General features: G+C 64.3%; 18 protein-coding genes and 1 pseudogene. 11 read left to right on the forward strand and 8 right to left on the reverse strand.

The annotated features are described in order from the left end of the window. Window positions 1-6: 6 nt before the first annotated feature. Window positions 7-1,461, forward strand: coding sequence for a glucose-6-phosphate dehydrogenase (gene zwf / locus C8C96_RS23020; RefSeq protein WP_099731175.1), 1,455 nt, complete (start codon window positions 7-9; stop codon window positions 1,459-1,461). Between the two features lie 58 nt (window positions 1,462-1,519). Here the strand turns inward: zwf and C8C96_RS23025 are convergent, their stop codons facing one another. Next, window positions 1,520-2,404 carry a LysR substrate-binding domain-containing protein gene (locus C8C96_RS23025; RefSeq protein WP_121943757.1) on the reverse strand — a complete coding sequence of 295 codons (885 nt, stop codon included), beginning with the start codon at window positions 2,402-2,404 and terminating at the stop codon, window positions 1,520-1,522. A 177-nt stretch (window positions 2,405-2,581) separates the two neighbouring features. Between C8C96_RS23025 and C8C96_RS23030 the strand changes: the two genes are divergently transcribed. The 8 genes and pseudogenes from C8C96_RS23030 to C8C96_RS23065 all read left to right on the forward strand — a co-directional run. Next, window positions 2,582-3,331, forward strand: a complete 750-nt coding sequence (locus C8C96_RS23030) for an SDR family NAD(P)-dependent oxidoreductase (protein WP_121943758.1) — start codon at window positions 2,582-2,584, stop codon at window positions 3,329-3,331. A gap of 35 nt (window positions 3,332-3,366) precedes the next feature. Continuing rightward, entirely contained in the window at window positions 3,367-4,353 is a 987-nt protein-coding gene (locus C8C96_RS23035; protein WP_121943759.1) for a TRAP transporter substrate-binding protein, read from the forward strand. Window positions 4,354-4,374: 21 nt separating this feature from the next. Further along, complete coding sequence (locus C8C96_RS23040) at window positions 4,375-4,881, forward strand: TRAP transporter small permease (RefSeq protein ID WP_121943760.1); 507 nt, start codon at window positions 4,375-4,377, stop codon at window positions 4,879-4,881. Further along, window positions 4,878-6,137, forward strand: coding sequence for a TRAP transporter large permease (locus C8C96_RS23045; RefSeq protein WP_121943761.1), 1,260 nt, complete (start codon window positions 4,878-4,880; stop codon window positions 6,135-6,137). Before C8C96_RS23040 ends, C8C96_RS23045 begins: the two co-directional genes overlap by 4 nt. A gap of 24 nt (window positions 6,138-6,161) precedes the next feature. Next, on the forward strand, window positions 6,162-7,004 hold the full coding sequence (locus tag C8C96_RS23050) for a transketolase (RefSeq protein ID WP_121943762.1): 843 nt from the start codon (window positions 6,162-6,164) through the stop codon (window positions 7,002-7,004). Beyond that, on the forward strand, window positions 7,001-8,005 hold the full coding sequence (locus C8C96_RS23055; protein WP_121943763.1) for a transketolase family protein: 1,005 nt from the start codon (window positions 7,001-7,003) through the stop codon (window positions 8,003-8,005). The genes C8C96_RS23050 and C8C96_RS23055 overlap by 4 nt, the downstream gene beginning before the upstream one ends. 168 nt (window positions 8,006-8,173) lie before the next feature. After that, window positions 8,174-9,409 (forward strand): PHB depolymerase family esterase, encoded by a 1,236-nt coding sequence (locus C8C96_RS23060; protein ID WP_121943764.1) that lies wholly within the window; start codon window positions 8,174-8,176, stop codon window positions 9,407-9,409. Window positions 9,410-9,480: 71 nt separating this feature from the next. Beyond that, a pseudogene (locus C8C96_RS23065) lies at window positions 9,481-9,714 on the forward strand (transketolase family protein); the annotation flags it as partial. 80 nt (window positions 9,715-9,794) lie between these two features. Here the strand turns inward: C8C96_RS23065 and C8C96_RS23070 are convergent. The 7 genes from C8C96_RS23070 to C8C96_RS23100 form a co-directional block, all read right to left on the reverse strand. Next, window positions 9,795-10,196, reverse strand: a complete 402-nt coding sequence (locus tag C8C96_RS23070) for a VOC family protein (protein WP_370107375.1) — start codon at window positions 10,194-10,196, stop codon at window positions 9,795-9,797. Between the two features lie 23 nt (window positions 10,197-10,219). Beyond that, complete coding sequence (gene glk, locus C8C96_RS23075; RefSeq protein WP_056744054.1) at window positions 10,220-11,197, reverse strand: glucokinase; 978 nt, start codon at window positions 11,195-11,197, stop codon at window positions 10,220-10,222. Between the two features lie 273 nt (window positions 11,198-11,470). After that, window positions 11,471-12,532, reverse strand: coding sequence for an ABC transporter ATP-binding protein (locus C8C96_RS23080; protein WP_056744052.1), 1,062 nt, complete (start codon window positions 12,530-12,532; stop codon window positions 11,471-11,473). Window positions 12,533-12,535: 3 nt separating this feature from the next. Then, a complete protein-coding gene (locus C8C96_RS23085; RefSeq protein WP_121943766.1) occupies window positions 12,536-13,405 on the reverse strand; it encodes a carbohydrate ABC transporter permease in 870 nt (289 codons plus the stop codon). Further along, window positions 13,395-14,273 (reverse strand): carbohydrate ABC transporter permease, encoded by an 879-nt coding sequence (locus tag C8C96_RS23090; protein ID WP_015012611.1) that lies wholly within the window; start codon window positions 14,271-14,273, stop codon window positions 13,395-13,397. Before C8C96_RS23090 ends, C8C96_RS23085 begins: the two co-directional genes overlap by 11 nt. Window positions 14,274-14,473: 200 nt before the next feature. Beyond that, window positions 14,474-15,592 carry a carbohydrate porin gene (locus C8C96_RS23095; protein WP_121943767.1) on the reverse strand — a complete coding sequence of 373 codons (1,119 nt, stop codon included), beginning with the start codon at window positions 15,590-15,592 and terminating at the stop codon, window positions 14,474-14,476. A gap of 123 nt (window positions 15,593-15,715) precedes the next feature. After that, window positions 15,716-16,966 (reverse strand): ABC transporter substrate-binding protein, encoded by a 1,251-nt coding sequence (locus C8C96_RS23100; protein WP_056058428.1) that lies wholly within the window; start codon window positions 16,964-16,966, stop codon window positions 15,716-15,718. Between the two features lie 174 nt (window positions 16,967-17,140). Here C8C96_RS23100 and C8C96_RS23105 point away from each other — a divergent pair, with 174 nt between their 5' ends. Further along, window positions 17,141-17,857, forward strand: a complete 717-nt coding sequence (locus tag C8C96_RS23105) for a response regulator transcription factor (RefSeq protein ID WP_056058426.1) — start codon at window positions 17,141-17,143, stop codon at window positions 17,855-17,857. A 178-nt stretch (window positions 17,858-18,035) separates the two neighbouring features. Then, window positions 18,036-19,433, forward strand: coding sequence for a sensor histidine kinase (locus tag C8C96_RS23115; RefSeq protein ID WP_056744047.1), 1,398 nt, complete (start codon window positions 18,036-18,038; stop codon window positions 19,431-19,433). Window positions 19,434-19,911: the final 478 nt, after the last annotated feature.

A 19,911-nucleotide genomic window follows, 5' to 3' on the forward strand; every position in this document is an offset into this window, starting at 1 on the left:
GACACCATGAGTTTTGACCTCGTCCTGTTCGGCGGCACCGGCGACCTCGCCTGGCGCAAGCTCATGCCCGCATTGTTTCAGGCCTTTCGGCATGGCACGCTGCCTGAGGGGGGACGCATCATCGCGGTGGCACGTGATGACCTGAGCGACGAACAATACCGCAGCCTGATCCAGTCGCGGTTCGACAGCGTGGAGCTGGCCAAGCGCCCCAGCCCGGACGAGTTTGCACGCTTCGCCGCGCTGCTGCACTACCTGCGCATGGACTTGTCCAAAACCCAGGACTACGAGCGCCTGGCCGAGACGCTGAAGGCGCGCGGAGCCGACTCGGTGGTGATGTATGTGGCCACAGCCCCCAGCCTGTTCACCAATGTGTGTGAGCAGATCGCCGCCGTGGGCCTGAACGGCCCCACCACCCGTGTGGTGCTGGAGAAACCCCTGGGCCACGACTTGCAGTCCAACCGCGCGATCAACGACACGCTGCGCCGCGTGCTCAAGGAAGAGCAGGTCTTCCGCATCGACCACTACCTGGGCAAGCCGTCCGTCCAGAACCTGTTTGCGCTGCGTTTTGGCAACGCGCTGTTCGAGCCCCTGTGGCGCCGCGAAACCATTGCCAACATCCAGATCACGATTGCCGAGGAGCTGGGCGTGGAGTCGCGCGGCGCGTTCTACGACCAGACCGGCGCACTGCGCGACATGGTGCAGAACCACGCGCTGCAGCTCTTGTGCGCGATTGGCATGGAGCCCCCCATCAACTCCAGCGCCAACGCCATCCGCGACGAAAAGCTCAAGGTGCTGCAGTCGCTCAAGCCCTGGACGCTGGAGACCATCGGCCAGCACGTGATCCGTGGGCAGTACGCGGCCGGCAACCACCAGGGCCAGCCCGTGCCCGGCTACGCGCAAGAAAAGGGCGTTGCCGCCAGCAGCACCACTGAGACCTTTGTGGCGCTGCGCACCGAGATCAGCAACTGGCGCTGGGCGGGTGTGCCGTTTTACATCCGCACCGGCAAGCGGCTCGCGGGGCGCGACGCGCACATCGTCATCAACTTCCGGCCCGTGCCCCACCCCATCTTCAAGACCCCTGCGGGCGCTGCCAACCGCCTGGTGATCAACCTGCAGCCCAAGGACGGGCTGGAGCTGCACCTGATGGCGCAGGGCGCCGCCCAGCACCAGACCGAGCCCGCGCTCTCGCAGGTGCACCTGAACCTGGACTTTGACCAGCGCTTTGGCACCGAACGCGTGGGCGCCTACGAGCGCCTGTTGCTCGACGTGATCGCAGGCCGTCTGAACCTGTTTGTACGCAGCGACGAGCAGGAAGAAGCCTGGCGCTGGGTGGAACCCATCCTGCAATACTGGAAGAACGACCCTGCAGGCCCCCGACCCTACCCTGCAGGCAGCTGGGGCCCGCGTGCGGCCAGCGCGATGATTGCGCGCGACGGGTATTGCTGGAGCGAGGAGATGTGAGAGCCTCGCGTCCAGCGGCTGCAGACCTTCGCAGCCTCGGTCGCGTGGCCTTGTTTTCTTAGGTCTGCGCAGCCTCGCTGTGCAGCCACGACAAAAACGCCTCCACCGCCGGGCGCTTGGCGTGCCGCTCTGGATACACCGCGAAATGCGCCTTCACCCGCACGGCCTGGTCCATGCCGAACGGGGCCTTCAACCTGCCATCGGCCAGGTGCCCACCCGCGTTGACGGCGCTCTCTAGCGCCACGCCCAGGCCCTGTGTGGCGGCGTCCAGGGACATCTGGGCGCGGTCAAACCGCAGGGAGAAACGGTCGGGTGCCCGCAGCTTGGTGAACCGGCCAAACCAGTCTGACCACTGCACGATGCTCACGTTGCTCTGGATCAGCGGCAGCTCCAGCAGCTGCTCCGCGCGCTTGAGCTTGTGCGCCTTGATGAAGGCCGGGCTGGCCAGCGGCACGATCGCCTCCTCAAACAACGGCTCCACCACCAGATCGCCCCACTGCGGAATGCCGTAGCGGATGTCGATGTCGGCCTGGCCGAGCGCGAAATCGCTGGGTGTGTGAGCGGCCGAGAGGTTGAGCGATATCTCCGGGTAGGCCTGCGCAAAGTGGTGCAGGCGCGGCATGAGCCACAGACTGGCAATGCTGGGCGCCGAATGCACATACAGGCTGTTGCGGATGCCGTGCCGCAAATCGTCCGTGGCCGTGGCAATGGCGTTGAGCGCGGCACCCACGTGCATCAGGTAATGCTCGCCCGCAGGGCTCAGGCGCACCCCATGGGCGCTGCGCTCGAACAGGCGGATGTCCAGCTGTGCCTCCAGTCGCGAAACCTGGTGACTGATGGCCGAGGCCGTGAGGTTCAACTCCGCCGCTGCCAGCGCAAAGCTGCGGCGGCGCGCCACGGCCTCAAAGGCCTGCAGATTGGCAATGGGCGGCAAGGTGGGCATGGGGTGAACCCTGAGGTTAGATGATGGAATGTCATCTTACGCTGATGATTCATCGCTTGTCATCATCTTGAGCGGCTTTGAGAATCGGCTCTCAGAACAGGAGACATCGCTTTGACAGCCGCCCCACGGGCAGCGTCCGCGCCTCCTGACGACTTCACACCACAGGAGACAAGACACATGCTGCTCAAGAACCAGGTTGCCATCATTACCGGAGGGGCTGGTATCAATGGCCTCGGGTTTGCCACCGCCCGTTTGATGGCCGAGCAAGGGGCCAAGGTCGCGATCCTCGACCTCGAAGGTGCCGACCCAGCGGGCGCCGCCGCGCGGCTGGGCGAGGGTCACCTGGGCCTGGTGGCCGATGTGACCGACAAGGCATCGTGCGATGCCGCCGCCGCCCAGGTGCATGCCCATTTCGGCCGCATCGACACGCTGGTCAACAACGCGGGCATCACCCAGCCCGTCAAGACGCTGGAGATCACGGGCGCCGACTATGACCGCATTCTCAACGTCAGCCTGCGTGGCACGCTGTACATGTCCCAGGCTGTGCTGCCCACGCTGCGTGCACAGCAAAGCGGCTCCATCATCTGCATCTCGTCGGTGTCGGCCCAGCGCGGCGGCGGCATTCTGGGCGGGCCCCACTACTCGGCCGCCAAGGCAGGTGTGCTGGGCCTGGCCCGCGCCATGGCCCGCGAGTTTGGCCCCGAGAACATCCGCGTCAACTGCATCACCCCCGGCCTGATCGGCACGGACATCATCAAGGGCAAGCTGACCGAAGAGAAAAAGGCCGAGATCGCGGAAACCATTCCACTCGCCCGCCTGGGCCGGGCCGATGACATTGCCGGAGCCTGCGTTTTTCTCGCCAGCCCTCTATCCACCTACTGCACCGGTATCACGCTGGACGTGAACGGCGGCATGCTCATCCACTGATTTATCTGAACCGACAACACAAAGGAGACAACACCATGCAACGCAAAACCTTCACCCGCACCGTTTTTGCAGTAGCTGTACTGGCTGCTGCTTTGCCCCTTGCGGCCCAGGCACAAACCATCAAACTCACGTTGGGCCACGGTGCCGCGCCTGGCAACCCGCGCCACGAAGCCGCCGTCAAATTCGCGGAGGTAGTCAAGGCAAGGACTGGCGGCCGGATCGATGTCCAGGTGGCACCCTCTGCCCAGCTGGGTGATGACGCCGCCATGGTGACTGCCCTGCGCACCGGTGCGCTGGACATGTCCGCCAACTCCCAGGGCGCGGTGTCGGCGGCGGTACCCGAGTACGCAGCCTATGGCATGCCTTTCCTGTTCTCCACTCCCGCACAAGCCTTCAAACTGCTGGATGGTCCGCTGGGTCAGGAGCTGGCGCAAAAATCTGCTGACAAAGGTATGGTGGTGCTGGGCTACTGGGACAACGGCATCCGCCACATGAGCAACAGTAAGCGCCCCATTGCCAAAGTGGAAGACATGAAGGGCCTGAAAATGCGCACCCCGCCGGACGCGGTGTTGGTGGACATCATGCAGGCGCTGGGCGCAGACGCGCAACAGATCAAGTTCGCCGAGTTGTATGTAGCCCTGCAGCAGGGAGTGGTGGATGGTCAGGAGAACCCCTTGGTCAACATCCACGCCAGCAAGTTGTATGAGGTGCAAAAGCACCTGGCACTGACCAGCCACATGTTCCAGATGACCCCCTTCCTGATGAGCAAACGTACATGGGATCGTTTGCCCGATACCGATCGCAAGATCGTGCAGGAAGCGGCAACGGAAGCCACCGCCTTGCAACGGAAGATGTCACAAGACGCCGACGACAAGCTGCTGGAAGAACTCAAGGCCAAGGGTGTACAGGTGACCACTGTGGACAAGGCCGCGTTTGCAAAGGCTACCTCAGCGGTAGATGCAAAGTGGCTCGCTACGCCCATCGGCCCCTACCTCAAGAAGGTGATTGCAGCAGCGCGCTGAGCGTGTTGACCGGGGAACACCATGAATACTTGTATCGATTGGGTCAACCGCGGCATTGCGCATGCCTGCCGGTTTGTGTTGTACGTCACCCTCACATTGACGTTTCTGATTCTGAGCGCGAACGTGGCGCTGCGCTATGTCTCGGGCACCAGCCTGGCGTGGGCGTCTGAACTGCCGGAGCTGATGTTCCCCTGGATCATCATGTCCGGTGTGGTGTTGGCTTCACAGCATGGATCACATATTGCCGTGGTGTTGCTCACTCAGCGCTTGGGGGCTAGCCGCCGGTGGGTACTGGCTGGCGGCGCCGCCATTGTGGCCATGCTCTACCTGGGCTTGACCTGGGCCACTCTGCCGCTGATGGAAATTTCGGCGGATGAGTACACGCCCATCCTCAACGTGCCCGGATCAGTCACGGTGGGTTGCCTGATGGTGGGCTTTGTACTGCTGGCGGTGGTCACCCTGACCCAAATTCCCGCCTTGTGGGGCGATACCGGCGCAGACGCCAAGTCACAAGGAGTCTCGCCATGACCATGCTCATCATTGGTCTCTTCATCATTGCCGCGCTGGCGTCCATCCCGATCGCCCACGCATTGGTTCTGTCTTCCGTGGGCGCGCTGCTGGTGCTGGGCCGCATTCCGGTGGACCTCGCGGTGCAGCAGATGATTTCGCAGGTGCAGAGCTTTCCGCTCATCGCCATTCCGTTCTTCATGCTGACCGGTGCACTCATGGTGAGCGGCAAACTGGGCCAGAGCCTGGTCAATCTGCTCTCCATGATGATCGGCCGCGTGCACGGCGGGCCTGCCCAGGTGGGCGTTTTGTCGTCCACCATCTTCGGCGGTGTATCGGGTTCTGCGGTAGCGGATGCGTCTGCCATTGGCTCCATGCTGATCCCCTGGCTCAAGAAGCTGGGCTACCCCGCGCCCTTCGCGGCCGGAACACTGGCCGCAGCGGCCACCATCGATATCCTCATCCCGCCTTCGATCCCGATGATTGTGTATGCGCTGGTCTCGGGCGCGTCGATCGGCGCGCTCTTTGTGGCCGGCATCCTCCCAGGCCTGTTGATGTGCGGTGGCTTCATGCTGGTGTGCTACGTCCAGGGACGTCGCCGCAACTTTCCGCGGGACACCACGCCGTTTGAATGGGGCGCATTCGGAAAGCAGCTTTTGCAGGCGGGACCTGCCCTCTTGATGCCGGTGCTGATCATTGTCTTTCTGCGCTTTGGCATCGCGACACCCACCGAGGTCAGCGTGATGTCCACGCTGTACGCATTGTTGGTGTCGGGGCTGGTTTACCGTGACCTGACGATGGCCAAGCTCAAGCATGCTGCCGTGGAGGCAGGCATCTCTACCGGCGTGGTGCTGCTGATCATCATGGCGTCCAGCATCGTAGGTTGGATTGTTACGTACGAGCAGTTGCCCGCCGCGTTCACCCGTTTTGCCACCGAGACCCTACAGTCGCCTTGGCTGATCATCCTGGCCATGAACCTGATCATGCTGGCCACAGGCATGTTCATTGACCTGCCTGCAGCGGTGTTATTGCTGACTCCGATGTTTGTTCCATTGGCCTCGGCTGTGGGCATGGACACCGTCCAACTCGGCATCATGATGATCGTGAACCTCTCGATCGGGCTGTATCACCCGCCAATCGGCACCACGCTGTTCATCACCAGCACCATCGCCAAAGTGCGCATCGGGGATGTGGTGATAGAGCTGATTCCCTTTTACATCGTCGCCATCGGACTGCTGCTGGGCTTTGCCTATCTGCCCTGGCTCACGATCCACTGACACACTATCCCGGAGAGCATTCACATGAGCAATTTGGAGCAATTGCGCGCCTGTGCCCACCGCATTCGCCGCTATGCCTTGCGTATGGGCGAAGTCCAGGGCCAAGGCTACATCGGTCAAGCCCTGGGCTGGGCGGATGTGCTGGCCGTGGCCTACGGCCACGCGCTGAACCTGCAACCCCGAGACCCCACCTGGGAGGGGCGGGACCGCTTCCTGCTGTCGCACGGCCATTACGCCATCGCCCACTACGCGGCGCTGATCGAAGCCGGCGTGATCCCGCAGGACGAACTCGAAACCTACGGCAGCGACGACAGCCGCCTGCCCATGAGCGGCATGGCCACATACACACCGGGCATGGAAATCTCGGGCGGCTCGCTGGGCCAGGGCCTGGTGATCGGTGTGGGCATGGCGCTGGGCCTGAAGCAGAAGAAGAATCCCGCGTTCGTCTACAACTCCATGAGCGACGGCGAGCTGGACGAAGGCTCTACCTGGGAGGCCGCCATGTCGGCTGCCCACCACCAGCTCGACAACCTGATCTGCCTGGTGGATATCAACAACCAGCAAGCTGACGGCCCCAGCAGCAAAGTGCTGGGCTTCGAGCCGCTGGCCGACAAATGGCTGGCCTTTGGCTGGCATGTGCAGCGTGTCGATGGCAACGACCTGGCTGCCGTACTGGCGGCCTTTGACACCGCGCGAAATCTGACAGAGCCCAAGCCGCGCGTGATCCTGTTCAACACGCTCATGGGCAAGGGCGTTCCCTTCCTGGAGACGCGCGACAAAAACCATTTCATCCGCGTCGATCCACCCGAGTGGCAGCTGGCCCTCGCCATCCTCGACCAGACCGCCCCCGAAGGAGCCTCCGCATGAACACCGTCGCCGAGAAAAAACCGCGCCTGACCACCTCCGCCATGATCGCCTCCATCGCGGGCGAGGGGCAGCGCGTCAAGGCCGCACCGTTTGGCAAGGCCCTGGTCGAGCTGGCCGCCACCCGCCCCGAGATCGTGGGCATGACCGCCGACCTGGCCAAGTACACCGACCTGCACCTGTTTGCGCAGGCCTACCCCGAGCGCTTCTACCAGATGGGCATGGCCGAACAGCTGCTGATGGGCGCGGCGGGCGGCATGGCCAAGGAAGGGCTGATTCCCTTCGCCACCACCTATGCCGTGTTCGGCACGCGCCGTGCGTACGACTTCATCCACCAGGTGATTGCCGAAGAAAACCTGAACGTGAAGATGTGCTGCGCGCTGCCAGGCCTGACCACCGGCTATGGCCCCAGCCACCAAGCCACTGAAGACATCGCCATGATGCGTGGCATCCCGGGCCTGACCATCATCGACCCCTGCGATGCCCTCGACATCGAGCAGGCCGTGCCGCAAATGGCTGCGCACAACGGCCCCGTCTATATGCGCCTGCTGCGCGGCAATGTGCCGCTGGTGCTGGACGAATACGACTACCAGTTCGAACTGGGCAAAGCAAAGCGCCTGGTGGATGGCGATGAGGTGCTCATCATTTCCAGCGGCTTCCTGACCATGCGCGCGCTAGAGGTGGCCAAGGCGCTGCAGGCCGACCACATCGGCGTTGGCGTGCTGCACTGCCCCACCATCAAGCCACTCGATGTTGCGACCATCCTGGCCGAGGTGCAGCGCAAGCCGCGGCTGGTGGTGGTGGCAGAGAACCATTCGGTGGTCGGCGGCCTGGGCGAGGCCGTCTCCAGCGCACTGCTGCAAAACGGCGTACAGCCCGCGCGGTTCCGCCTGGCAGGGCTGCCCGATGCCTACCTGGATGCGGGGGCTTTGCCCACATTGCACGACCGCTACGGCATCAGCAGCGAAGTGCTGGGCCAGCGCATCCGCGGTTGGCTGGGCTGACCCTGCCCCGTTGACGTACCGCTGCAGCCGGCACGTCCTTTTTTCCACCTCATTCCCCTGGGACGCACCCCGCGCCCTGGTTGGTCGCTCCTTCTTGTTTAAGAAGGCCATGGCTGTCCACACGACTCGGTGGGCAGCCCTTCACAGAGAGCTGATAGGAGACAAAACATGAAGATTGTTCACGGCCTGTGCCTGGTGGCCATCGCATCGATCGCCGCGTGCGGTGGCAGCGACGTTGTTGCAGCACCACGGCTTGCCAGCCTGAACGTGGTGACCAGTGCGCACAACGGGGAGCAGCTTGAACCGGCCTTCGACCCCAACGTGCGCAACTACACATTGCGCGTGCAGAGCGATATCTACGGCGTCTTGCTGCAGCCCACGGCCAATGATGCGGTCAAGCAAACCAGCGTGACGGCGGCCATCACGGCGGGTGCATACAGCACCACCGTGGCGAACACCGATGTGGCTGCGCCAGAAGCAGTGCCATTGGCAGAGACGCTGGGCAACACCGGCTACATGGTCAAGCTGTCCCAGAGCTACGCGGCTTTCGATGTGGAGCACGTGCAGACGGCAACCATCAAGGTGACTGGCGATGCCGGGGCCGAGGCTGCGAATTACACGGTCAGGATCGTGCGTGACAACGACTCTGCAGTGCGCGCCAAATTCGGTGCAGGAAAGACTTTCACCAGCACTGCAGGCACCAGCATCAACTACCACATCTACTACCCGCCCAACTACGCCACCAGCAGCAAGGCTTACCCCGTGGTTCTGGCGCTGCACGGCGTGGGGCAGCGGGCTGCGGGTGGCCAGCCTTCCGACATGGTGCTCAAGCGCACCAAGCAGGCCACGATCTGGGCTCAGGACTCAGAGTCCAACCCCGCCAAGGAAGCCATCGTGATTGCGCCGCAGGCCAATACCGCCTGGGTCAACGCTGCAGACCCCGCAGGTGCCTTGTCTCCCGACGGGCAGGCCGCGTACGAACTGCTGCAAAGCGTGCTGGGAACCGAAAAAGTGGACCGCGGCCGCGTCTACCTCAGCGGCCTTTCCTTGGGCGGCAACGGTGCGCTGGTAATGGCAGAGAGCCATCCAGAAACGTTTGCCGCGTTGTTCATCAACGCGCCGTGGGCAGGTTCACCGAACGCTGGGGGTGGCGAAGGCTACAACTGGGCTGGCCTTAAGCAGCATCTGAACGGGCGCATCCGCGTGGTCGCCGCTGAAGATGATCCGGACGTGAGGCACCCTGCTTACCTGAACCTCATCGGGCTACTGGATGCCAACGGTATAAACTATCAGACCAAGCTGTACCCCTCCAAAACGTTCTTCTCACCCACCGCGCACTTCGTGTGGATTGCGGGCTATGCGGACCAGGCTGCACGCAACTGGGTGTTCAGCCTCAAACGCTAAGAGCTGTCCCATTCAAGGTCTTTGCATTCCCCCTCCATTGGACCTGCATCAGCGCCCAACGCCCTCCTGGCCAGGTGCAGCGTAAGCCGCGCCTAGTGGTCGTTCAGGAGAGCCACTCAGTGGTGGGCTGCCTGGGCGATGCCGTGGCCAGCGCTCTGCTGCCAAACAGCGTAGGGCCCGCACGGTTCCGCGTGGCGGGGCTGCCCGATGCCTGGCTGGATGCGTGGGCTTTGCCCACGTTGCACGACCGCTATGGCATCAGTCCCGAGGCACTGTCGGCGCACGTCAAGGCGTGGTTGAAATAGGAACGTATCCAGGGGGTGGCAGGTCTGCGCTCTCTGCGCCTACGCAATGGTCACGCAGTTTTGTTGTAGCGTTGTGCGGTTTACCGCGCCCTGCCATCTTCCACCAGCTCAATCGGCAATCCATCCGGGTCTGCCAAGAACGTGAAGAGCGCACCAGTGAACGGGTCCACCCGCACCGGCTCCACGGCCACGCCATGTGCCGCCAGGGCAGCGACACTGGCCGCCATGTCGGCCACGCGCAGGGCCAGGTGGCGCAGGCCACAGGCCTCGGGGTAGGACGGGCGAGACGGCGGATTTGGAAAAGAAAACAGCTCCACCTGTGTGCCATCGGGCAGTTGCAGGTCGAGCTTGTACGACTGCCGCTCGGCGCGGTAGTGCTCGTGCACCACCTGCAAGCCCAGCACCTCGGTGTAGAAGCGGCGGGAGCGGGCGTAGTCGCTGGCGATGATGGCCACGTGGTGCACACCGGTGGGGCGGAGCATGGGCGGTGGTGCGCTGTCGCTGCTCATGCGTCCGAGCCCGCAATGTCCAGCGCGCGCGATGCGCCAAACAGCGCGGGCGTGGCGCTGGGGTCGATGACCCAGCAGGGAATGGTCGCCAGATAGGACTGGAAGCGCCCTTTGGATTCAAACCGTGCGCGGAACGGGGACTGGTCAAACCACGTGCCCAGTCGCGGCACCATGCCGCCGCCCAGGTACACGCCACCGCGCGCACCCAGCGTGAGCGCCAGGTTGCCCGCCACACTGCCCAGAAAGCCGCAGAACAGCTCCAGCGCCTCCAGCGCCAGCGGGTCGTTGGCCTGCAGCGCCAGCTCGGTGACCTGTGCGGCGGAGCTGACTTCCTTGCCACCGCGCTGGGCCAGCCGGCGCAGCGCGTGGTACAGGTCCACCAGCCCGGCGCCACACACGGCGCGTTCGGCCGACACGTGGCCGTAGCGCTCTTGCAGAATGCCCAGCACATCGAATTCGCGCTGGGTCTGCGCGGCCAGCGTGACATGGCCGCCCTCGCCCGACAGCGGCACCCCCAGGCTCGAGCCGGGCGGAAACACCAGGCCCGACACCCCCAGGCCCGTGCCCGGGCCCAGCAGCGCAATCGCAGCGCCCGGCACCGCCACACCGCCGCCCACGGGGCGCAGCTGCTCTGGCGTGAGCAGGGGCAGCGCCAGCGCGAGTGCGGTGAAGTCGTTGATGACCACCAGCCGCTCAAAACCAAAGGCCTCGCGCACGGCGCGCTGCGAGAAGCTCCAGCTGTGGTTGGTCATGCGGATCGCGTCGCCCGTGACGGGGTTGGCAATGCCAAACGCCGCCTCGCGCGGGGTGGCGATGTTCACTTCGGCCAGGTAGGCCGCTAGTGCGGCGTCCACCGTGGGGAATTGTGCGCAGGGCAGCACACGGGTGTCGTGCAGGGGGCCATCGGGCTGGTCTTGCCAGGCCAGGCGAATGTTGGTGCCGCCAATGTCGGCCAGCAGGCGCAGGGGTGTCATGCGGTGTTTTTAAGCAAAAACAGCTCCCAGCGCTAGTAGAACATGCGCTAGCAGCTATTGTTTCAATAGCAACCAGTGTGCTGTCCCGCAAATAGCTGCACGAAATGAAATCGATGACATCGCGCCCAGAGCAAGGCGCAAACCGCAGTGATAGCCGTCGCTATCGCGAGGATTTGCAACGCAGCCCTGGGGGTGAGGACGCGATTTCATGTGCAGCTATTTGCGGGACAGCACACTACATGCAACGATCCGGCGGCGCTTGCGCCGCGCGGCTCACGCCAGCCGATTCTCGCTGCTGGCGTCAAACCAGTGGGCGTTAGCGGGCTCTACCGCCAGGCCGACGGCGTCGCCGGGCTGTACGCGGGTCTGGGCGTCGGTGCGCAGCGTGACGCTGCCCGCGGCCGTGTCCACCATCACATAGGTGTCGGGGCCCGTGGGCTCCACCACGCTGACGCGGCCGCGCCACGGGGCCGTCTCCTGCATCACCAGGTGCTCGGGGCGCACGCCCAGCAGCACCTCGTTGGCACTGGCGGGGGCCGCCAGGTTCAGCGCTGCGCCCTGGATGCCAAACTGCCCCCCCGTGGCCGCACCGCGCAGCAGGTTCATGGTGGGCGAGCCGATGAAGGTGGCCACATAGGTGTTGGCGGGGCGGTTGTAGATGTCGTCCGGCGTGCCCAGCTGCTGCACCACACCGCCCTTCATCACCGCGATGCGCGAGCCCAGCGTCATGGCCTCGACCTGGTCGTGCGTGACGTACACGCTGGTGATGCCGCTGGCCTGGTGCAGGCGCTTGATCTCGGCGCGCATCTCCACGCGCAGCTTGGCGTCCAGGTTGGACAGCGGCTCGTCGAACAAGAAGAGCTGCGGCTGGCGCGCGAGCGCACGGCCCATGGCCACACGCTGGCGCTGGCCGCCCGAGAGCTGGCTGGGACGGCGGTCCAGCAGGTGGCTGATCTGCAGCATGGCGGCCACTTCGTCGATGCGCTTTTGGCGCTCGGCCTTGGGCATCTTGCGCATCTCCAGCGCAAAGCCGATGTTGTCGGCCACGCTCAGCGTGGGGTACAGCGCATAGCTCTGGAACACCATGGCGATGTCGCGGTCGCGCGGGGGCATGCCCACCACGTTCTTGCCGCCAATGCGGATCTCGCCCTCAGTGGGTTCGTCGAGCCCCGCAATGATGTTGAGCAGCGTGGACTTGCCGCAGCCCGAGGGGCCGACGAGGATGAGGAACTCGCCGGGCGCGACGTGGATGTCCACCTTGCGCAGCACCTCCACGCTCTTGTCGCCCTTGCCAAAGCGCTTGTTGATACCTGCGATATCCAATGAAGAAGCCATGATTTATCCCTTCACTGCGCCAGCCGTTAAGCCACGCACAAAAAACTTGCCTGCGAGAACGTAGATCACCATGGTTGGCAGACCCGCGATGATGGCGGCCGCCATGTCCACGTTGTAGGCCTTCACACTGCTGCTGGTGTTGGCCAGGTTGTTCAGGCCCACAGTGATGGGCTTGGACTCGGTGCCCGAGAACACCACACCGAACAGAAAGTCGTTCCAGATGTTGGTGAACTGCCAGATCAGCGTGACCATCACGATGGGCGTGGACAGCGGCAGAACGATGCGCCAGAAGATCTGCCAGAAGCTGGCGCCGTCCATGCGTGCGGCGTTCACCAGCTCCCTGGGGATGGCCGCGTAGTAGTTGCGAAAGAACAGCGTGGTGCCGGCCAGCCCCGCCAGGCAGTGCACCAGCACCAGCCCGGTGATGGAGCTGGACAGCCCCAGCCAGCCCAGCACCTGGCTCATGGGCAGCAGCACGACCTGGAAGGGCATGAACACGCCAAACAGCAGCAGGCCAAACAAGGTGTCGCTGCCGCGAAACTTCCACAAGCTCAGCACATAGCCGTTGAGCGCCCCCCACACGGTGGAGATCAGCACGGCAGGCACGGCCATGGCCACCGAATTCCAGAAAAACGGGCGCAGGCCGTTGCAGTCCACGCCCGTGCAGGCGCTCTGCCAGGCCGTGCCCCAGGCCGACCAGTTCAGCGCAGCGGGCAGTGCCAGCAGCGAGGTGCTGCGGATCTCCTCGGCGTCCTTGAACGAGGTGACCAGCATGGCGTACAGCGGCAGCAGAAAGAACGCGGTGGCCAGGGCCAGCACGCCATAGACCAGCAGGCGGCCCACGGACGGAAACACAGAGGGCTTAGCGGTCATGGGGTTTGCTCCGCAGTTCGCTGTAAAGGTAAGGAATCACCAGGGCCGCCACGGTGGCCAGCATCATGGTGGCGCTGGCCGCGCCCAGGCCAATCTGCCCGCGCGAGAACGACATGGTGTACATGAAGGTGGCGGGCACATCGGTGGCAAAACCGGGGCCACCCGCGGTCAGCGCCATCACCAGGTCAAAGCTCTTGATGGCCAGGTGCGACAGCACCATGAGCGTGGAGAAGAACACCGGCCGCAGCGCGGGCAGCACGATGCGCCAGTAGATGCGCGGCAGCGAGGCACCATCGACCTGCGCGGCCTTGATGATGCTGTCGTCAATGCCGCGCAGCCCGGCCAGAAACAGCGCCATCGCAAACCCGGCGCTTTGCCAGATGCCGGCGATGACCACGCAGTAGATCGCCATCTCGGTGTCCACCAGCCAGCCAAACTCAAAGTTCGTGAATCCCCAGTCGCGCACCATCTTTTCGATGCCCAGGCCGGGGTTGAGCAGCCACTTCCAGGCCGTGCCGGTCACCACGAACGACAGCGCCATGGGGTACAGGTAGATGGTGCGCAGCGCGCCCTCGGCGCGGATCTTCTGGTCCAGCAGCACGGCCAGCACCACACCAATCACCAGCGATCCGCCCACGTAGCCCACGCCAAAAATGCCCAGGTTCTTGAGGGCGACCCACCAGCGGTCCATCTCCCACAGGCGCTCGTACTGCGCCAGACCCGCCCATTCGTAGTTGGGCAGCATGCGCGATGCGGTGAGGCTGAGCACGCCGTTCCACACCATGAGGCCATAGATGAAGGCAAAACCCAGCACAAACGCCGGGGTCACCACCAGCCTGGGCAACCAAGTTTCAAAGGAATTCTTCATTGCTTGCGAATCTCTCTTGCGTACGCACGGCACACGCTGCGTGCGCGGTAGGCGCTGTACGTGGTATCTCGATCAATCACTCAACCATCGTTTCACTCATTCACTCACCCACTTTGTGTCACATGAAAAAAGGGGGGTGCGCACAGAGCACCCCCCAATGAACAAAGTGTCTACCTCAAACTAACTCGCTACTCACTCTCTTACCACCACACCTCGTACTGCACGCCCACCAGCGTGCGCGAGGTCTTGCCATTGGCGCCAAAGGTGCCTGCGTTGGCCACAGCCGCCGCTTGATTCCAGTTGGCCTTGGTCACATACAGACGCAGCTCAGGGCGCGACCAGAAGTCTTCATTCAGTGCCAAGGCACCCGCCAGCGTGACCTTGGACAGGCGCTGGTCCGGACCACTGCCCTTGCGGGTGGTGGTGGACAGCTCCACCAGGCCCTTGAAGTTCTTGGTGAACGCGTACGAGCCACGGCCGCCCAGCGAGAAGTCCTTGGTCTCCACGCCGGTCAGGTCAGCCTTGTTGGTCTGGTAGCCAATGAGGGCCTGGCCGCCAAACGGGCCGCTTTGCCAGTTGATGGAGTCGGCAATGCGGGTGGCGCGCTTGCCTGCGCTGGTGCCCTCGATGGCCTCGAACTCCCCATCAATACGGGCATGGCCGCGCGATGTCTGCAAATACAGCGTGTTGCTGACGCTGGGCAGCAGGAACTCCTTTTGTGTGTGCATCAACGAGATGCCGGAGCCGGAGCCGCCGCCCACCTGGTTCTTGCCGCCCACGGCGGTCAGCAGCACCCGCAGCTTGCCGCCGGGGTTGGTGTTGATCTCGGACAGATCGGCGTTGATGCGGTGTGCCTTCACGTTGTTGGGCAGGCCGCCGTCAAACTTGTCGCCAGAGAACACGCCCACGCCCAGCTTCATGCCGCCCACAGGCACGTCGGTCACGCCAGCGCCGATGTTGTCGCCGTAGTTCAGCAGGAAGTAGTCAACGATGTGCACGTCCTGGATCCGCAGGCGGCGCTGGCCGACCCAGAACTTGGCTTCGGGCGAGAACGAGAAGCCGCTCATTTCCACAAACGCCTGTTCGGTGCTGATGTCGCCACTGCCCCACTTGGCGGGCATGTAGTTCACCTTCCAGTTGATGCCGCCGGCCTCGAAGCCCTTGGCGAAGTTGACTTCGATACCGTTGTCGCCTTCGTTGCCCAGGCGGTACTTCTGCAGCTCGCCGCCCAGCGTCAGGTTGCCCTTGACGCCGTCGGAGTGGTTGAACACCGGGCCACCGCGGGAGTAGCCGTTGAACTCAAAGCCTGCTACGTCCATAGCAAAGGCGCCATTCGCGCATGCGGCGGCCAAAGCCACCGCCGTGAGGCGGTTTCTTGTCTTCATGATGGGATCCCTCTGGGGTTGGTTTTAGTGCGTGTAGGTATGTGTGTCGTACACGGCTTACTTGGTCTTCGCGGCGGCCGCGATCTTCTTCATGGCGTCGGCGACGCTCACCTTGTCGTCGTTCCAGAACTGGCTGACGACATCCTTGATCGCCCCTTCGGTGGCAGGCGCAATCGCCATGCCATGGGCCACGCTGGGCACCAGGCCACCGCTCTTGGCAGTGTCGGCAAAGTCTTTGCTGGACAGCTTGGCGCAGTCGTCAAACTTGTCCATCTTCTGTCCGGTGCGCACAGGGATCGAGCCCTTGTTGAGGTTGAACACTTCCTGGAACTCAGGGCTCATGATGGAGCTGGCCAGGTCGCTCTGCGCCTTCTGTGCTGCTGCGTCCTTGAGCTTGAACAGGATGAACGAGTCCACGTTGAAGGTGAACGCGTTGGCCGTGCCTGGTGCCGCTGCACACTGGAAGTCCTTGCCCGGCGCCTTGTTGGCCGCGATGAACTCACCCTTTGCCCAGTCACCCATCAGCTGGAAGCCCGCCTTGCCCTGGATGAGCATGGCCGTGGCCAGGTTCCAGTCGCGGCCGGGAGCGCCCGGGTCGGTGTAGGTTTTGATACGGCGGAAGGTCTCCAGCGACTTCTTCATGGTGTCGCTGTTGATGGCCTTGTCGTCCAGTTTGACCAGCGCGTCCTGGTAGAACTTGGCACCGCCCACGCCCAGCACCACGGATTCAAAGGTCGTGAAGTCCTGCCAGTTCTGGCCGCCATGGGCCACGGGGACCAGGCCTGCGGCCTTGAGCTTGTCGGCAGCGGCAAAGAACTCGTCCCAGGTCTTGGGCATGCTGGCAACGCCCGCCTTCTTGAGCGCATCGGAGCTGGCCCACAGCCAGTTCACGCGGTGCACGTTGACCGGGGCAGCCACATAGCTGCCCTTGTACTTCATCACGTCGGCGACCACCTTGGGCAGCACGTCGTCCCACTTCTCGGTCTTGGCCAGCGCATCGACATTGGCCAGCACGCCTTCGGACGCCCATTCCTGGATGGCCGGGCCCTTGACCTGGGCGGCCGAGGGCGGGTTGCCCGAGATCACGCGGCTCTTGAGCACCGTCATGGCGCTGTCGCCACCGCCGCCCGCCACGGCAAAGTCGCGCCAGGTGTGGCCCTTGGACTGCATGATCTTCTTGAGCTCGGCGGCCGACTTGGCCTCGCCGCCCGATGTCCAGTAGTGCAGGACCTCGACCTCCCCCGCGCTGGCAGACATCGCGGCCGCCAGGCCCACCGCCAGTGCGGCGATCTTTGTCATCTTCCACATACCCTTGTCTCCTCGACGTTGTTTTCAGAACCCGTTGCTGCGCCGTGATACCGGTGCCGTTCAGCGCAGTCGGTACTTTAATTACAATAATTAATTTAATTCTCAGGGCTTTCCCTGAGAGTCGCAGCGGCCCCACAGAGGGCCCGTTACAGGGGCCTTTGTTATGCTCAATCCATGGCCACGATACTGATTGTCGAAGACGACGCCCTCCTGCTCGACGCTCTCACCGGCCAGCTCAAGCAACTCGATTACAGCGTCTGCACCGCCAGCAGCGTGGCGCAGGCCATGGCGCTTTTGCAGACGCAGGCGGTGGACGGCATCATCCTGGACCTGGGCCTGCCCGGCGCCGACGGCATGGAACTGCTGACCTGGGCCCGCGCGCACATTGCCGGCCTGCCCGTGCTGATCCTCACCGCCCGCGACGGCGTCGACGACCGCGTGCTGGGCCTGAACGCCGGGGCCGACGACTACATCACCAAGCCCTTCAACATGCAGGAGTTGCAGGCCCGCCTGCAGGCCATGCTGCGCCGCGCGCGCCAGCCCGCCTTCACCCAGGCCAGCAGCGCGGCGGGTGTTGCCAGCACCACCATCGGCCCGCTGGTGCTAGACCACGCCAGCCATGCCGCGGCCCTGAATGGCGACCTGCTGGAGCTGACCCAGCGCGAGTGGGAGCTGCTGGAGCTGCTGGCCCACCGCTGTGGCGAAGTCGTCACGCGCGACGACGTGCTGGCCGCTTGGCGCGCCAGCCCGCCCGAGCCCGGCCAAACCGCCGCCCCGCTGAACTCCAATGCACTGGAGGTGTATGTGCACCGACTGCGCAAGAAGCTCGACCAGTCCAACCTGGTGATCCGCAATATCCGGGGGCTGGGGTACATGCTGAATAAGCCGTAGATGGCACCCCCCCCTGAGTCGCTGCGCGCCTTCCCCCCGCTCTCGCTTCGCTGCGCTACGCGGGCAGGGGGACGATGCCCTCGCTGCGGGGCGGCCCTTGCTCGGCATCCCGCGCCCGGGCCGCGCCAGTGTCACGCGTTGCGGGCTTTCACTATCTCCCGTAGTGGGGTTCGCTGACATGCGCCACGTACCTGGGGTCTCTCTTCAACGCAAGCTGCTGCTGTGGCTGCTGCTGCCGCAGCTGGTGCTGTGGCTGTCGGGTGGGTTTCTGGCGTGGCGCATTGCGCTGCAGAACGGCGAGAAGGGCATTGACCAGACGCTGACCCAGTCGGTGCGGGCGCTGGCGCGGCAGATCAAGCCGATTGGCGATGGGCTGCTGGTGGACTTTCCGAAGGCCGCGCAGGACATCCTGGAGCAGGACCCGGCCGACCGCATCACCTACATGGTGTCGTCTCCGCCCGGCCGCTTTTTGCTGGGCAACGCGCAGCTGCCGCCACCGCCCGCCCAGGTTGATGTGGCGGTGGGCGAGGCGTTTTTGTACCAGGCGCGGGTGGATGACAAACCGGTGCGCGTAGCCTTGCTGGATGTGGACTACGGCACCGCCTCCACCCGCCAGCGCCTGCGCGTTCAGGTGGCCCAGAGCCTCACGGTGCGCGAGCGCATTGCGCAGGAACTGCTGGAGCGCATGGTGTTCCCCATGGGCCTGATGGGCCTGGCCCTGAGCGCCGTGGTGTACGCCGGTGTGCTGCGCGGCCTGCAGCCCTTGAAGCGCCTGGAGGCGCAAATTGAGCGCGCAGGCGCGCAGCCCCACACGGGCACCACGCCGCTGCCGCCCATCGAGCTGACCTCTGCCCCGCAGGAAGTGCATTCGCTGGCCAGCACCATCAACCGCCTGCTGGAGACCGTGGCGCGTGGCCAGCAAAAGGAAAAGCGTTTTCTGAACGACGCTGCCCACCAGCTGCGCACGCCGCTTGCCGGCCTGATCGGCCAGACCGAGTTGGCCCTGCATGAGAGCCACGAACCCGCAGTGCAGGCCCGCCTGCAAAAGGTGCTTTCGGCCGCGCAACGCAGCGCGCACCTGGTGCACCAGCTGCTGCAGCTGGCGCGCTCAGAGTCGAACGTGGAGATGCAGTCCATCGACCTCGCCGCCCTGGCCCGCGAGGTGGCCCGCGAATGGGCCGCCCGCGCCCTGGCCCAGGGCATGGACCTGGGCTACGAGGGCGTGGACCACCTGCCCGCGCAGGGCCACCCGCTGCTGCTGCGCGAGGCGTTGAACAACCTCATCGACAACGCGCTGCACTACGCGGGCCCCGGCGCCACGGTGACGGTGCGCGTGGGCCATGAAGAGCCGGGGCATTGGGCGCTGCTGGTGGTGGAGGACGATGGACCGGGCGTGCCGGCCGAGCACCTGGGCGATCTGTTTGCGCGGTTCTGGCGTGGGTCGGACAAGGCGGGCGGCTGTGGGCTGGGGCTGTCGATAGTCGAAGAGATCGCGCTGCGGCACGGGGGGCGGACGGTGGCGGAAGGGGTGGTGCCGAAGGGGTTGCGGGTGGGGATGCGGCTGCCTGCGGGGTGATTTTTTGGTGTTTTTGGCTGGGTGCGCTAGTGCTTCATGCCTTGGAAGCTATGATTTTTATAGTGATCTTCAGCACTTCCGGACGGGAGATTTCCGGCCGACGTTGACGGTTTGATGCGCATTTTTTGCACGCTCAGTCTTGGGGGCGTGTGCTCATCGAATGGCATGCCGGCACTGAGGGCGGAGGCCGGGAGTCGCCCGGCAGGCGAGTCCCTTTCTTTCGCGTCGCCGAAAGAAAGGAACCAAAGAAAGGGCGACCCCACTGTCTGCGTCCCCTGCGCTTCGCTACGGGGCAACCTGCGGTGCTCGGGTTTGGCGGGGTCTCGCTCAACTCGCGCCGCTGCGCGTCGCTCAGACACACGCGAGCCCTGATCCGCCAAACCCTGCGCTCCTCGGCGCATCCACAGGGGCACGGGGAGCAGAACATCCACACGGGCCATCGCTGCGCTCGGCCCAGGATCGCGGGCGCAAGCGCCTC

Origin of the sequence: Acidovorax sp. 100 (assembly GCF_003688355.1) — a bacterium.
GTDB lineage: Bacteria > Pseudomonadota > Gammaproteobacteria > Burkholderiales > Burkholderiaceae_C > Acidovorax > Acidovorax delafieldii.

Bases quoted from the DNA above. Each gene is read 5' to 3' on its own strand.
- zwf (WP_099731175.1), top strand. From the start codon at position 7: ATGAGTTTTGACCTCGTCCTGTTCGGCGGCACCGGCGACCTCGCCTGG.
- C8C96_RS23025 (WP_121943757.1), bottom strand. From the start codon at position 2,404: ATGCCCACCTTGCCGCCCATTGCCAATCTGCAGGCCTTTGAGGCCGTG.
- C8C96_RS23030 (WP_121943758.1), top strand. From the start codon at position 2,582: ATGCTGCTCAAGAACCAGGTTGCCATCATTACCGGAGGGGCTGGTATC.
- C8C96_RS23035 (WP_121943759.1), top strand. From the start codon at position 3,367: ATGCAACGCAAAACCTTCACCCGCACCGTTTTTGCAGTAGCTGTACTG.
- C8C96_RS23040 (WP_121943760.1), top strand. From the start codon at position 4,375: ATGAATACTTGTATCGATTGGGTCAACCGCGGCATTGCGCATGCCTGC.
- C8C96_RS23045 (WP_121943761.1), top strand. From the start codon at position 4,878: ATGACCATGCTCATCATTGGTCTCTTCATCATTGCCGCGCTGGCGTCC.
- C8C96_RS23050 (WP_121943762.1), top strand. From the start codon at position 6,162: ATGAGCAATTTGGAGCAATTGCGCGCCTGTGCCCACCGCATTCGCCGC.
- C8C96_RS23055 (WP_121943763.1), top strand. From the start codon at position 7,001: ATGAACACCGTCGCCGAGAAAAAACCGCGCCTGACCACCTCCGCCATG.
- C8C96_RS23060 (WP_121943764.1), top strand. From the start codon at position 8,174: ATGAAGATTGTTCACGGCCTGTGCCTGGTGGCCATCGCATCGATCGCC.
- C8C96_RS23070 (WP_370107375.1), bottom strand. From the start codon at position 10,196: ATGCTCCGCCCCACCGGTGTGCACCACGTGGCCATCATCGCCAGCGAC.
- glk (WP_056744054.1), bottom strand. From the start codon at position 11,197: ATGACACCCCTGCGCCTGCTGGCCGACATTGGCGGCACCAACATTCGC.
- C8C96_RS23080 (WP_056744052.1), bottom strand. From the start codon at position 12,532: ATGGCTTCTTCATTGGATATCGCAGGTATCAACAAGCGCTTTGGCAAG.
- C8C96_RS23085 (WP_121943766.1), bottom strand. From the start codon at position 13,405: ATGACCGCTAAGCCCTCTGTGTTTCCGTCCGTGGGCCGCCTGCTGGTC.
- C8C96_RS23090 (WP_015012611.1), bottom strand. From the start codon at position 14,273: ATGAAGAATTCCTTTGAAACTTGGTTGCCCAGGCTGGTGGTGACCCCG.
- C8C96_RS23095 (WP_121943767.1), bottom strand. From the start codon at position 15,592: ATGGACGTAGCAGGCTTTGAGTTCAACGGCTACTCCCGCGGTGGCCCG.
- C8C96_RS23100 (WP_056058428.1), bottom strand. From the start codon at position 16,966: ATGTGGAAGATGACAAAGATCGCCGCACTGGCGGTGGGCCTGGCGGCC.
- C8C96_RS23105 (WP_056058426.1), top strand. From the start codon at position 17,141: ATGGCCACGATACTGATTGTCGAAGACGACGCCCTCCTGCTCGACGCT.
- C8C96_RS23115 (WP_056744047.1), top strand. From the start codon at position 18,036: ATGCGCCACGTACCTGGGGTCTCTCTTCAACGCAAGCTGCTGCTGTGG.